Consider the following 12760-nt stretch of genomic DNA (forward strand, 5'->3'; position numbering starts at 1 on the left):
ACAATTCAACTTCAACATTTCCCCGAGACTTGTTTCATTCTCCCAGATACACAATTCCGCTGGGTTCCCTTCCCACCTGAATATCGTCCAATTTCTTACCCGCTCTCCAGTCTACCACATACACTCGTCCTTCTTTCGGAGCGGTCACATACGCATATCTTTCTCCTTCATCCAGTGCTATATCCTTTACAACCTCTCCTATCTCGATGCTGTGCACAACCGACCTGGAGGCCAGCTCCACCACTTCCAACCTTCCCACCTCACACGAGGCCACAAGTAAAAACTCTCCACCGCTGGTCTCCAATAGCCTGTGAGGCATGCATCCCACGGCAATCTCATGGCAAACCGTATCTTTATCCAGGTCAACCAGCAACACCTTGTTGAACAACCTGTGGTTATGGAAATAACACCCCACATAAAGGATATTGCCTTTTGAGCTGAACTTAACCTGAATTGGATAATCTTCTATCACCATCCTTTTCACCATCGTATACCCTTCGGTTTCCACAAGCCATATGTCCTGCGAGTTAATATGGGCGATGGCCAAAAGAGGAAGGTAAGGATGACAGTCAATTCCCTGGGGCATAGACCCTACTGGTATTTGACTGACCACCTTCAAAGCATTACCGTTTTGTACAATCGAAATCGAGTCGGAATCCACATTGGTAACGTAAACAGTGTGCGTCTTGTCACAAACAGCTACAAAGCTTGGGCAGCACCCAACAGGCAGAATTTTTTCTACAACACCTTTATCCAGGTCAAGGCATGCCAGCGAATTATCATAAGCTTGGACTATCAGCAGGGTTGAGGCGCCCTTCATCTTGGCAAGTGCACATGGTCCCGTCCCTGGTTCCAAATAGATGCGATACTCTTCCCTCTTGAGGTGAGGGTTCAAAAAAGATATGCTATCCTCTACTTTGTTGGCAACTGCAATCTTTCCCTGCCATATCATAAAAACAAATACCCCCATTGGAATTTCTCTACAACAAGCGGATACTTCATTATATGACCGCCTGCTGCAAAGGGTACCAACAGGGGCTAAGCGCTACATTTTAAGATTTCATATACGGGGATATAAAATGCGCTCCAGCAATTGCCTGCCGTTTAAAGTCACACTTTTTCTCCTGGCCTCTTTCAGCAGATAAACGTAAATGCTTTTTAACCAGCGCACCTTTTCATGATCCAAATGAGAGTCTTCGGCTTTCTTCCAGAGTATCAATGCCCTGTGCACAAGCTCCAGCAATACATCGTTTTCATCCTTTTTAATGTCACCATTTTGCACCATACCACCAGCTCTCATTTTTAAACCTTCAAGTTGTTACAGTAAATATCTATGATGGCATGGCCAAGAAGATTCGCATATTTTCTTAAAAATAAGGAACTTTTACCCGAATTGGCAACAACACAGGGCTTAAGCTGATTTTAACAGACCGCGGATCTTCCCTATCAAATACAGCGACCCTGTAAATAGCAGCACGCCATCCTGACGCACCCTGCTAAGTCCCATGGTAGTCGCCTTTTCTATATCGGGCTCCACCATCACATCCTGGCAATACTTCTGTACCCGCTTTGCCAGCTCAGCCGGATCCATGGCCCTAGGGCTGTCAGGCCTGGTCACGATGACCGACTCAGCCAGAGGACAAAGATGCTTCACTATCGCATCGGCATCCTTGTCCTTCAGCATGCCTATCACCAGCGTCACAGGCTTTCCCTCAAAATACTCCTTAATGGCACAGGCCAAAGCCTCCGCACCCGATTCATTATGAGCCCCGTCCAAAATCACATAGGGCTGGCGCCTTAGCACCTCCAGGCGCCCCGGCCAAAATGCGCGTTCCATACCCCTATACACGGCATCATCGGGAATCGCGATGCCTTGTTTTCTCAATGCAGCTACAGCAGTCAAGGCAGTGGCAGCATTGAGTATCTGGTGGCGGCCCGTCAACCGTATGACGACGCCCGAAAATCTCTCCCCGTCAAAGGAATAATTGAAAATTTGCCTTCCCACCTCGGAAACAAGAACCTCTATCCTGTCTTTATTTACCTCAAACAGAGGAGCGTTGTGCTGATGCGCCACCTTCTGTATCACGGCCATGGCCTCCGGCTGCTGAGGGTAAGTCACCACCGGCCTGCCCTGCTTTATGATGCCAGCCTTTTCAGCTGCAATCTTCTCCAGCGTATCCCCCAGCACGTCCATGTGGTCATAGCTTATGGAGGTTATAACCGATACGATGGGGTTTACCACGTTGGTGGCATCCAGGCGGCCACCCAACCCCACCTCCACCACCGCACAGTCCACTTCCCTTTCGGCAAAGTAAACAAAACCTATGGCGGTCACGATCTCAAACTCGGTTGGATGGTTTTTTCCCTCGCTCACCATCTCCTCTACCTTTTCTTTAACCCGCTCGGTTATGCGTGCCAGCTCGTCAGGCTCAATCTCTTTTAAATCCACCTGAATCCTCTCGGTAAACCTTTCAAGGTATGGGGATATAAACATCCCCACCCTATAGCCGGCCTCGTGCAGCACATGGGTCAACATGGAAGTGACCGAGCCCTTCCCATTGGTACCGGCCACGTGCACCACGCCAAACCGCTCATGGGGATTGCCCAGGCGCCGCAACAAATCCTTTATGTTCTCAAGCCCCAGCTTGGAGCCAAACCTGTAAGTGCCGTGTATATAATTAAGCGCCTCTTCATAGTTCATTCAACATCCCCCTGCAAATTTTACTTTCTCATGCTGTTTAACGCCTCAATGCGGCTCAATACCTTGGCCATCATGTCCTCATACTTTGCCTTCTTCTTTCGCTCTTCCTCCACCACCGCCGGCGGCGCTTTCTCGACAAAATTGCGGTTGGAAAGCTTTCCTTCAACTCGCGCCAGCTCCTTTTCAAGATTGGCTTTTTCTTTGAGCAGGCGCTCCATCTCCTTCTCAAAGTCAACCAGGTCTTCAAGCGGCATGAATATCTGCGCTTTGTCGGTCACCGCAGAAACAGCGTTGGAAGGGATGCCTCCCTTATCGCTCTTCAGTACCACCTCAGATGCCCAGGCAAGCCTTTCAAAATATGCCTTGCTCTCCTCGAAGATGTCCCTCCAATCATCGTTGACCACCAGTATAACCTTCGCCCTGCGGGAAGGCGGCACCTCCATCTCGGCCCTTATATTCCTGATGCTCCTTATGGCATCCATCACAGCGGCCATTTGCTCTTCGGCCTCGGCATCTATCTCCTCCTCATTAACCTTGGGCCAGGAGGAAATCATAATGCTGTCGCTCTCACGAGTGGGCAGGTGCTGCCATATCTCCTCGGTGATAAATGGCATAAACGGATGTAGCAACTTCAGGGTATTGACCAGCACATAGGTGAGGGTATACAGCTTGGACTCCTTAAGCCCCGGATCCTGGCTGTATAGCCCGGGCTTTGCAAGCTCAATGTACCAGTCACAGAATTCATCCCATATAAAGTCGTACAGCTTTTGTACGGCTATACCCAGCTCAAACTTTTCAAGGTTGTCTGTGACTTCTTTGACGACACGGTTATACCTGCTTATGATCCAGCGATCGGGAAGTTCTAGTTTCCCCTTTCGCGGCTTATCTATTCCGGAGTTCTGCATGTTCATCAATATGAACCTGGCGGCATTCCACAGCTTGTTGCAAAAGTTCCGGTTTGCTTCCACCCTCTCCCAGTAGAACCGCATATCGTTGCCTGGCGAGTTTCCCGTCACAAGGGTAAGGCGCAAGGCATCTGCACCGTACCTTTCAATCACCTTCAGCGGGTCTATACCGTTTCCAAGGGATTTGCTCATCTTCCGCCCTTCCGAGTCCCTGACAATCCCGTGTATGAGGACGTACCTGAACGGGATCTCGCCCACGTGTTCCAGGCCCGAGAATATCATCCTGGCTACCCAGAAGAATATGATGTCGTATCCGGTCACAAGCACGCTGGTGGGATAGAAATACTTAAGGTCCTCGGTCTCATCCGGCCAGCCAAGTGTAGAAAACGGCCAAAGCGCCGAGCTAAACCACGTATCCAGCACATCCTCGTCCTGTTTTAGGTTTGTACTGCCGCAACTGCTGCATCTCTCTGGCATGCTGCGCTCAACCATCGTCTCGCCGCAGTCCTGGCAGTAATACGCCGGAATTCGGTGTCCCCACCACAGCTGCCTGGAGATGCACCAATCCTTTATGTTTTCCATCCAGTTGAAGTAGATCTTCTCAAATCGCTCGGGCACGAATTTGATTTTGCCCTCTTTGACAGCCTTTATGGCCGGCTCGGCCAGGGGTTTCATCTTCACAAACCACTGCTTTGAAATGAGTGGTTCAACGACTGTGCCACACCTGTAACAGTGGCCCACGTTGTGCTTAAGGCTTTCTGTCTTTTCAAGGAGCCCCAGGCTCTTAAGTTCTTCCACAATCGCCTTTCTTGCCTCATACCGATCCATTCCCTCATACTTCCCGGCATTGTGGTTCATAACGCCCTTCTCGTCTATAACGCAAATCCATGGCAGGCCATGCCTTGCAGCTACCTCAAAGTCATAGGGGTCATGGGCGGGGGTAATCTTTACCGCACCTGTTCCAAATTCGCGCTCCACGTATTCATCAGCAATAATGGGTATCTCCCTGTTCATGACGGGCAGTATAGCCATCTTTCCGATGAGGTGGCGGTATCGCTCATCTTCGGGATGCACGGCAACGGCGGTATCGCCCAGCATGGTCTCGGGCCTTGTGGTAGCAACCATTATGCTCTCATCGCTGTCCTTGATGGGATAGCGGATATACCACAGGTTGCCCTGCTCCTCCTCGTGCTCTACTTCGGCATCCGATAGAGCGGTTCTGCAGTCGGGACACCAGTTTATTATCCTGTCACCGCGGTATATGAGGCCTTTTTTATACAGGCGCACAAAGACCTCCACCACAGCCCTGCTGCAGCCCTCGTCCATGGTAAACCTTTCCCTGGACCAATCAAGCGACGAACCCAGCTTCTTAAGCTGCTGCGTAATCCTGCCCCCGTACTGCTCCTTCCACTGCCAGGCCCTCCTCAAAAACTTTTCTCGTCCCAGGTCGTTTTTGGTGAGGCCCTCCTCGGCCAGCTTCTCCACAATCTTTACCTCGGTAGCGATGCTGGCATGGTCAGTCCCGGGAAGCCATAAAGTTACATATCCCTGCATCCTCCTCCAGCGGATGAGTATATCCTGCAGGGTATTGTTCAAAGCATGCCCCATGTGAAGCTCCCCTGTGATATTGGGTGGGGGAATTACTATACAAAACGGCTCCTTGTTCCAATCAACCTTGGCCCTGAAGTACCCTTTTTCCATCCACATGCGGTATATTCGATCCTCTACCTGACTTGGGTCATAAATCTTGTCGAGCAACTTGTCTGGCATGTCCTCAACCTCCTGTTTCTAGAATGTATTCATTATCTTGAACATCCCCAGTATCACAAGAATCAAGCCGGCCAATTTCATCGCTATTGTCCACTTCATCGACTGCTCCTGCGGCGGCTTTAATGTATACAGCACAATCCACCTTGCCCCATATCCCAGTATGCCGCCCAGCAACATAAATATCATGCCTACAGGGTCTATATGTTTTACCTCAAACAAGACCACACTCCCCTTTTAACAAAAAATCCTTCATCCCGTAAAGGACGAAGGATTGTACTCCGCGGTACCACCTTTTCTCCTGCCGTTCCAGGTGCACGTTTGTAAGCACTTGCCCGCCCCGCATTCCTCTACAGCAGCGCAAAGCACTTTGGTCTGTAGGGCTCCGGTAAACCGGCAGGCACTCCTTTGCATAACGGTAGCGTCCCGTTTCAGCCTACTGCCATTCAGCTGAAATGCTCTGAAGCGACCTTCCATCCCGCCATATCGCCCAAGGAGACCTTTCAGCCGCGGGCCCCCCTCTCTGTTGGGAAGCGAGATGTACTCCTCTTCTTCATCGCATCTTGCCGTTATTCCATTATTTGCGTTGTCTTTATTATACGCTAAGTATGAATTTTGTCAAGGGGGCTGTCATATTATAAACGCCGTGTACCTTATGGGTACATTTAAAAATCATCTGATAAAACATTAAAATCGTCATGAAGTCACAATATCTTAAAAATTTTAATTTAAATATCACAGTACTGTATAGAAAAAATAAATTATCCCTTTATAATTAAATTATAGCCAAACGCAAAACATTTAAAGGGGGTTACCAACAATGTCTAAAAAAATTGCTTTTATAGGTGCTGGCAGCTTTGGCTTTACTAGAAGCCTGGTGCGCGACATCCTTACATACCCTGCACTGCAGGATTGTACCATTGCCCTCATGGACATCGACGAAGAACGCCTTGGCTACATAAAAAAGGCGGTCGACAAGATCATCGAAGCCGGCAACTACCCAGCCAAAGTTATAGCCACCACCGATAGAGCTGAAGCTTTGAAGGGCGCTGACGGAGTTATATGTACCATCCTGGTAGGGGGAGTGCATGTATGGCGCCACGACATTGAAATTCCCAAGAAATACGGTGTGGACATAAACGTAGGGGATACCCGTGGACCGGCCGGTATCTTCAGAGCCCTCAGAACTATCCCTGTCATGCTGGATATATGCAAGGACATCGAACGCTATTGTCCTGATGCCATATTGCTAAACTATACCAACCCCATGGCCATGCTGTGCCGGGCCATGCAAGGCGAGACCAAGGTAAAGGTAACCGGGCTGTGCCACAGCGTTCAAGGAACGGCTGAAATGCTGGCCTCATGGATAGGAGCCCCCATTGAAGAGATCACATATGTGTGCGCCGGCATAAACCATCAAGCTTGGTTCCTGGAGTTCAAGTGGAACGGAAAAGATGCCTATCCCCTCATCCGAGAAGCGGTTCAGCGGCCCGAAATCTACAACCAAGAGCAGGTCCGCAACGAGATGTTCCTCCACCTGGGCTATTACGTCACTGAATCCAGCGGCCACAACTCGGAATACAACGCATGGTTCAGAAAAAGGCCTGACCTCATAGAAAAGTATTGTACCCATGGCACAGGATGGAATCCCGGAGAATACGCATATATACTCAAGGAATACTTAAGGCGAGAGGATACTTGGAGAGACGAGATCAAAAAATGGCTGGAGCAGGATACCGTTAACTTAAAGCGAGGGAAAGAATATGCAGCTGGCATCCTCAATGCCGTCATTGGCGACGGAACTCTGTATAAGTTCAACGGTAACGTAAGAAACTTTGGACTTATCGACAATCTGCCTGAGGGCTGCTGCGTAGAGGTACCGGTGCTGGCGTCCAAATACGGGTTTGAACCCATCCACGTAGGTCCATTGCCGCCACATCTGGCAATCCTGAACAACGTAAACGCCATGTGCGAGGAGCTGGCGGTTGAAGGCGCTTTAACCGGCGATCCCACCAAGATATACCAGGCCATCTACTTTGACCCCTTGACGTCGGCAGTGCTCAGCCTGGCAGAAATCAAGCAGATGGTCAGGGAAATGTTTGAAGTGAATAAGGATTGGCTGCCTCAATTCAAGCACTTCTGCTGATACAAAACTTCGTTTTAAACAATGCTTACATCACTCTCTATCGATAGATGTGTGCTCGTGTATGCTGCACTATACTGCTTTTAAGTTTATCTCACCGCTTTTCAAGTTTAAAAGGGGCTGAACTAGTACGTCCAGCCCCTTTTCGTTTTAAATTAGTTTTAAATCAAAATTTAGTACGTTCACCTTTTGACGGCATTCCTTTTGAATGCCTTGTAACCATACTGTACCAGAGCTATGAGAGTCAAAACCACGGCTATGTACAGCAGAATATTATAATACGGAAATTTAAGCACAGTGGCCACCACTGCCACATAAAATGAAGCCGTAGCGGCTTTGCCAAAAAAATTTGCTTCCACCACTATGTTGCGATTCTTATAAAGAAAAGCGGCTCCAACGATCATGAGGAATTCCTTCACAAACACGATCAATATTATGGGCGCAGGGATAATGCCTTTGACGTACAGTGAGATAAGAACGGTGATCAACATGAGCTTATCGGCCAATGGGTCCATCAGCTTTCCCCATTTGGTAATGAGACCATACTTTCTGGCGATGTACCCATCCAAAAGGTCAGTTGCCCCGGCCACAATAAAGACCACAATACCCCACAAGACATTGTTCTGTATATCTGGGTTGTAAAACACATATACAAAAACAGGAATCAAACAAAATCTTATAACCGTCAATATATTAGGTATGTTCATTCCATTTACCTCTTTCGTTGATTGCGTTTTAATCAGCCATGTTTAAGCGTTTTTCTCATAAATAAAAAAATTTAGGTCACACTAACGCAAACAGTCAGACCTTCTTGTAAATTGGCATTACATTAACTATTAAAAAATGGTCGGGGTGACAGGATTTGAACCTGCGACCTTCTCGTCCCGAACGAGACGCGCTACCAAGCTGCGCTACACCCCGACTTTCTGGAGCCAACAAGGGGATTCGAACCCCTGACCTGCGGTTTACGAGACCGCTGCTCTACCGGCTGAGCTATGTTGGCGTATTAAACTCTCAATGCAGTAATAGATTATAGCATAATTTTTTTTACTTGTCATCATTATTTTTCAGGTTTTTGCTATTTGAAAATTGCAATATTAAATGCAACACTTTTTTAAAGGAAAGTATGATATAGATATCCAAATTTTTACTGTTTAAAATGTAAAACCTTATGTTGTCAAGGGAAGGGTGGAGATTTTCGAGCGTAAGCGAGAAAATACTACCCGACCTTGACAACATAAAACAAATGATATAATTGTTTCCAGGCCATTTGGCATACCTGGCCAAATGGCCTTAACTGTAAACTATCATTGTGTCTTCTTCAAACTACCACATTAGCCTACTTGAACAAACTGTCTCTCTAATACTTTGCCTTTTTCCTTGCAGATATTTAATAGCTCTCTGTAAAAACATTGCTCTGCCGTACTGTAATCTAGTATTTTCCTCGGATATTGATTCATCCATTTCTCTATCTCCTTAACTTCTGATGATGGTATGTTTTTTATCGCTTTGCCCTTGGGAATAAAACGCCTTATAATCCCGTTTTGCCTCTCATTGCTTCCCCTCTCCCATGATGAATAAGGATGGGTAAAATATGCTTCGCTTTTCAGACTCTCTAGAATAGTTGATAGCTCACTAAACTCTGAACCGTTGTCGGCTGTTATACTCTTAAACACCTCCCCAAACAGTTCCCCATAGCAGGCTTTAAGCTCCATAAACACTTTCTTTACCGCTTCACTATTCCTTGATTCTAGAAGAAATATGTGCTCGTACCTGGTTTTCCTTTCAGTCAATGTCAAAAGTACCGCGTCATTAGAACGTTTGCCTACTACAGTATCTATTTCCCAGTGCCCAAATTCCTCACGTGTCTCTACTTCCTTTGGCCTTAAATCTATGCTTTTGCCCATAATCCGTTTAGGCTCTCTTTTCTTCGTCTTATCCCTGGGTTTTAGCCTCGGTTTGAGTAACAAATCAATATTGCGTACTCTAAGCAGTCCCCTGTCTATATAGTTATACAGAGTTTTAGTACAAACAATAGGCTTATCTTTCCAACTAGGATCCTTCTTACAGTACCCCACTATAGTATCTGGAGCCCATGGCTTTTCTTGGAGCATCTTTTCCTCCGCAAATCTGATGAAGTCCTTAACAAGCGGTAGTTTGAGTTTAGTACCACAATTTTTTCGTCTCTTTTCATATACTGCCTGCCCTGCTTCGGGGAAGTATGCTTCATAAGTAGACAAGTCAGATTTAAGCTGAGTAACGGTACCACGTTTAATTTCCCTGCTAATAGTACTTGGAGCTCTGCCTAGTTGTTTTGCAATGTATCGTATACTTTTGCCTTCTTTGTACAAGGCAGCAATTTTCCCTCTTTCATAGACACTTAGGTGTTTAAAAGAGCGACATTTCGTGGTACAATTATGTTGAGCCATAGTGAGACCTCCCTGTATGTTTAGTGATTTTGGATATCTATATCATACAGGATTTCTCACTATGGTTCTACTATTTTTTAGGTGTTGCATTTAATTTTACAACGAACCGGTTTTTGCTATTTCAATTAAAAATCTTCACTGCAACGCTCAAAGATAAACATAAAGGAAAAAGAACAGGTCAATGCCTGATCTGTTCTTACGGTACAAAATAGCAAACCCGCTACTCTTAATCTTTTATAGCCCTTGTCTCATCTTTTTTATCCCTTCTACCGCGCCATCAAATCAAATTTGGTTCCTTAAAAATCCAACAATATCGATAAAAAATAATTATTCCACACCCTCAGAAAATACTCTCTGAGAGTGTGGAATAAAATCATTTACACTACAGAAACCTCAATTAAAATTATACAAGTTTCTGCTTGACAATGCAAATCCAAATTTTATAAAATAAACTCGTAATAATTAGTTAGTTAACTAACTAATTTGCCCGTAGTTAACCAAAATTATTCCAATTAATTATCAAGACTTAACTTATTATATGGAGGTAATAATCATGCATTCATGCCATCCAGTACAGGATGAACCTTTGGGACGCCTGTTTGCCCACACTTGTAAACTGCACCGTGACCTTTTCAGAAAGCTGGCCCACAGAAACGGCCTTGAACATGGCCAGCCCATCGCACTGGCGGTTATCATAGCTAACGAAGGTATAAGTCAGCGCCAGCTCAGTGAAAAGCTGTTTATCACTCCTGCCTCCACTACTGCACTTCTGCAAAAGCTGGAAAAGGCCGGGTTAATTGAGAGAAAGCCCGACCCCAACGACCAGCGTGCTTTTTGCATCTACGCAACTGAAAAAGGGCGTATGGTGGATCAGCAGATGAAGGAAGGGTTGAAAGAACTGGAAGAAGCCTGTTTTCACAACTTTTCCGAACAAGAACTTAAAGAATTTCGCAGACTTCTTCTAAAACTCTACGACAACTTATACAACTTAAATGAAGGGGAATGGAGGAGCAACCCATGATAAGAATATCTCGCTATTTAAAGCCTTACTGGGCATATGTCTTGCTGGCACCTCTTTTTATGGCGCTGGAAGTCTACATGGACCTATTGCAGCCCAACTATATGGCAGACATAGTAGACAACGGCATTGCCAATGGAGACATGAACTACGTCTTAACCAGGCTTCTCATTATGCTCGTCATCGCCTTTGTGGGCATGCTGGGCGGCATAGGGTGCGTCTACGCATCCAGCGTTGCCGCCCTTGGATTTGGCACCGATATCCGTTCGGATCTGTTCCGCAAGATCCAGACCTTTTCTTTTGCCAATCTTGACCGTTTTCCAACTTCCTCACTAATTACCCGCCTTACCAATGACGTTACCCAGCTTCAAAACGTAGTCACCATGTCCCTGGCCATGATGATACGTGCCCCCCTGCTATGTATCGGTTCCATAATAATGACCATAAAAATCAGTCCTTCCCTGGCTTCAGTGCTTTTAATAGCCTTGCCGCTCACTATCATAGGCGCAATAGCCATAATCAGAAAGGGCTTCCCTCTGTTCAGAAAAGTCCAGTCTAAAATAGACAGGGTAAACACCATAATGCGGGAAAACCTGGCAGGTGTCCGGTTGGTGAAGGCATTCCTACGAAAGGATTTCGAGGAAAACCGATTTCAAGCCGCCAACGAAGACCTTCGCGATACCGCCATCAAAGCTGGCAGGATCATGGCAACCGGAATGCCGCTTTTGATGCTGATTACCAACCTTGCCACTGTGGCGGTATTATGGATGGGCGGTATAAAGGTGCAAAATGGCGGCCTACAAATTGGAGACCTTATTGCATTCATCAATTACCTGGTGAGGATAATGATGTCGCTGGTGATGATCGCCTTTAACCTGATAGCCTTTTCCAGAGGTAAGGTTTCGGCTGACCGCATAAGAGAAGTGCTGATGGAACAGCCCGACATCGTCGACCCGGCGGAAAATACAGATGACACTTCACAAGAGCCCAAAATAACCCGTGGACAGGTAGTATTCGAGAATGTCACCTTCAGCTACAGCCCGAACGGGGAACCGGTTTTGAAAAACATATCTTTTACAGCTGAGCCGGGAGAAACAGTGGCCATACTTGGCGAGACGGGATCCGGCAAGACCACGCTGGTAAGCCTTATACCACGGCTTTATGACCCACAGGAAGGCCGTGTATTAATAGATGGTGTCGATGTGCGAAAATATAGCCTTTACAACCTGAGAAAGGAAATCGGAATGGTGATGCAAACCTCTCTCCTTTTCTCGGGAAGCATTCTCGATAACCTCCGCTGGGGAGATGCCGATGCAGACCTGGAAAAAGCCATAGAAGCGGCGACCATAGCCCAGGCCCACGACTTCATTATGCAAACCCCCAACGGCTATCAAACCGATTTAAGCCAGGGAGGAGTCAATCTGTCAGGCGGTCAAAAGCAGCGCTTGAACATCGCGCGTGCGCTCATGAAAAGGCCCAAAATACTTATTCTGGATGACGCCACCAGCGCTGTCGATATGGCAACAGAGCTTAAAATACAGCAGGCTTTAAGAAGGTGGAACCACAAGTGTACCACCTTCATAATAGCTCAACGCATAAGTTCAGTCATGGATGCCGACAAGATCATCATCCTGGAGCAAGGACGCATAGCAGGAATAGGCACCCACGAAGAGCTTCTTGCTTCCAACCCGCTGTACCAGGACATTTACAGATCACAGATAGGAAAGGAGGTAAAACAATATGCCTGATGATAGAAGTAATGCCCAGCTCAGTCCACGTAAAGTTGATAAGGGAAGC

General features: G+C 46.8%; 10 protein-coding genes, 2 tRNA genes and 1 other annotated feature. Of the genes, 3 read left to right on the top strand and 9 right to left on the bottom strand.

What is annotated here, in order from left to right:
- Positions 1-34: 34 nt before the first annotated feature.
- The 5 genes from KVG29_RS01450 to KVG29_RS01470 all read right to left on the bottom strand — a co-directional run bounded on the left by KVG29_RS01450 (position 35) and on the right by KVG29_RS01470 (position 5595).
- On the bottom strand, positions 35-952 hold the full coding sequence (locus tag KVG29_RS01450) for a YncE family protein (protein ID WP_252225938.1): 918 nt from the start codon (positions 950-952) through the stop codon (positions 35-37).
- A gap of 108 nt (positions 953-1060) precedes the next feature.
- Positions 1061-1300 (bottom strand): hypothetical protein, encoded by a 240-nt coding sequence (locus tag KVG29_RS01455; protein ID WP_252225940.1) that lies wholly within the window; start codon positions 1298-1300, stop codon positions 1061-1063.
- Between the two features lie 111 nt (positions 1301-1411).
- The gene (locus KVG29_RS01460; RefSeq protein WP_252225942.1) at positions 1412-2701 is read right to left on the bottom strand and encodes a bifunctional folylpolyglutamate synthase/dihydrofolate synthase; all 1290 of its coding nucleotides are present in this window, start codon (positions 2699-2701) and stop codon (positions 1412-1414) included.
- Positions 2702-2721: 20 nt separating this feature from the next.
- Positions 2722-5376 (bottom strand): valine--tRNA ligase, encoded by a 2655-nt coding sequence (locus KVG29_RS01465; RefSeq protein WP_252225944.1) that lies wholly within the window; start codon positions 5374-5376, stop codon positions 2722-2724.
- An 18-nt stretch (positions 5377-5394) separates the two neighbouring features.
- Positions 5395-5595 (bottom strand): hypothetical protein, encoded by a 201-nt coding sequence (locus tag KVG29_RS01470; protein WP_252225945.1) that lies wholly within the window; start codon positions 5593-5595, stop codon positions 5395-5397.
- 37 nt (positions 5596-5632) lie between these two features.
- Positions 5633-5939: a binding site (T-box leader), on the bottom strand.
- Between the two features lie 254 nt (positions 5940-6193).
- Between KVG29_RS01470 and melA the strand changes: the two genes are divergently transcribed.
- Complete coding sequence (gene melA, locus KVG29_RS01475) at positions 6194-7519, top strand: alpha-galactosidase (protein ID WP_252225946.1); 1326 nt, start codon at positions 6194-6196, stop codon at positions 7517-7519.
- A gap of 179 nt (positions 7520-7698) precedes the next feature.
- Here melA and pgsA read toward each other — a convergent pair whose 3' ends face one another.
- The 4 genes from pgsA to KVG29_RS01495 all read right to left on the bottom strand — a co-directional run bounded on the left by pgsA (position 7699) and on the right by KVG29_RS01495 (position 9945).
- Positions 7699-8223 carry a CDP-diacylglycerol--glycerol-3-phosphate 3-phosphatidyltransferase gene (gene pgsA, locus KVG29_RS01480; RefSeq protein WP_252225947.1) on the bottom strand — a complete coding sequence of 175 codons (525 nt, stop codon included), beginning with the start codon at positions 8221-8223 and terminating at the stop codon, positions 7699-7701.
- A 137-nt stretch (positions 8224-8360) separates the two neighbouring features.
- Positions 8361-8437 (bottom strand) — tRNA-Pro (locus KVG29_RS01485).
- Positions 8438-8443: 6 nt separating this feature from the next.
- A tRNA-Thr gene (locus KVG29_RS01490) sits at positions 8444-8519 on the bottom strand.
- Between the two features lie 331 nt (positions 8520-8850).
- Positions 8851-9945, bottom strand: coding sequence for an IS30 family transposase (locus KVG29_RS01495; protein WP_252225948.1), 1095 nt, complete (start codon positions 9943-9945; stop codon positions 8851-8853).
- A gap of 553 nt (positions 9946-10498) precedes the next feature.
- Here KVG29_RS01495 and KVG29_RS01500 point away from each other — a divergent pair.
- Both KVG29_RS01500 and KVG29_RS01505 read left to right on the top strand, forming a co-directional pair.
- A complete protein-coding gene (locus KVG29_RS01500; protein ID WP_252225949.1) occupies positions 10499-10966 on the top strand; it encodes a MarR family winged helix-turn-helix transcriptional regulator in 468 nt (155 codons plus the stop codon).
- Positions 10963-12711 carry an ABC transporter ATP-binding protein gene (locus tag KVG29_RS01505; protein WP_252225950.1) on the top strand — a complete coding sequence of 583 codons (1749 nt, stop codon included), beginning with the start codon at positions 10963-10965 and terminating at the stop codon, positions 12709-12711. Before KVG29_RS01500 ends, KVG29_RS01505 begins: the two co-directional genes overlap by 4 nt.
- The last annotated feature ends 49 nt before the right edge of the window (positions 12712-12760 follow it).

This window comes from Caldicoprobacter algeriensis, assembly GCF_023838525.1.
Classification (GTDB): domain Bacteria; phylum Bacillota; class Clostridia; order Caldicoprobacterales; family Caldicoprobacteraceae; genus Caldicoprobacter; species Caldicoprobacter algeriensis.

Coding starts and splice junctions, on each gene's coding strand:
- KVG29_RS01450 (WP_252225938.1), bottom strand. CDS start 952: ATGATATGGCAGGGAAAGATTGCAGTTGCCAACAAAGTAGAGGATAGC.
- KVG29_RS01455 (WP_252225940.1), bottom strand. CDS start 1,300: ATGAGAGCTGGTGGTATGGTGCAAAATGGTGACATTAAAAAGGATGAA.
- KVG29_RS01460 (WP_252225942.1), bottom strand. CDS start 2,701: ATGAACTATGAAGAGGCGCTTAATTATATACACGGCACTTACAGGTTT.
- KVG29_RS01465 (WP_252225944.1), bottom strand. CDS start 5,376: ATGCCAGACAAGTTGCTCGACAAGATTTATGACCCAAGTCAGGTAGAG.
- melA (WP_252225946.1), top strand. CDS start 6,194: ATGTCTAAAAAAATTGCTTTTATAGGTGCTGGCAGCTTTGGCTTTACT.
- pgsA (WP_252225947.1), bottom strand. CDS start 8,223: ATGAACATACCTAATATATTGACGGTTATAAGATTTTGTTTGATTCCT.
- KVG29_RS01495 (WP_252225948.1), bottom strand. CDS start 9,945: ATGGCTCAACATAATTGTACCACGAAATGTCGCTCTTTTAAACACCTA.
- KVG29_RS01500 (WP_252225949.1), top strand. CDS start 10,499: ATGCATTCATGCCATCCAGTACAGGATGAACCTTTGGGACGCCTGTTT.
- KVG29_RS01505 (WP_252225950.1), top strand. CDS start 10,963: ATGATAAGAATATCTCGCTATTTAAAGCCTTACTGGGCATATGTCTTG.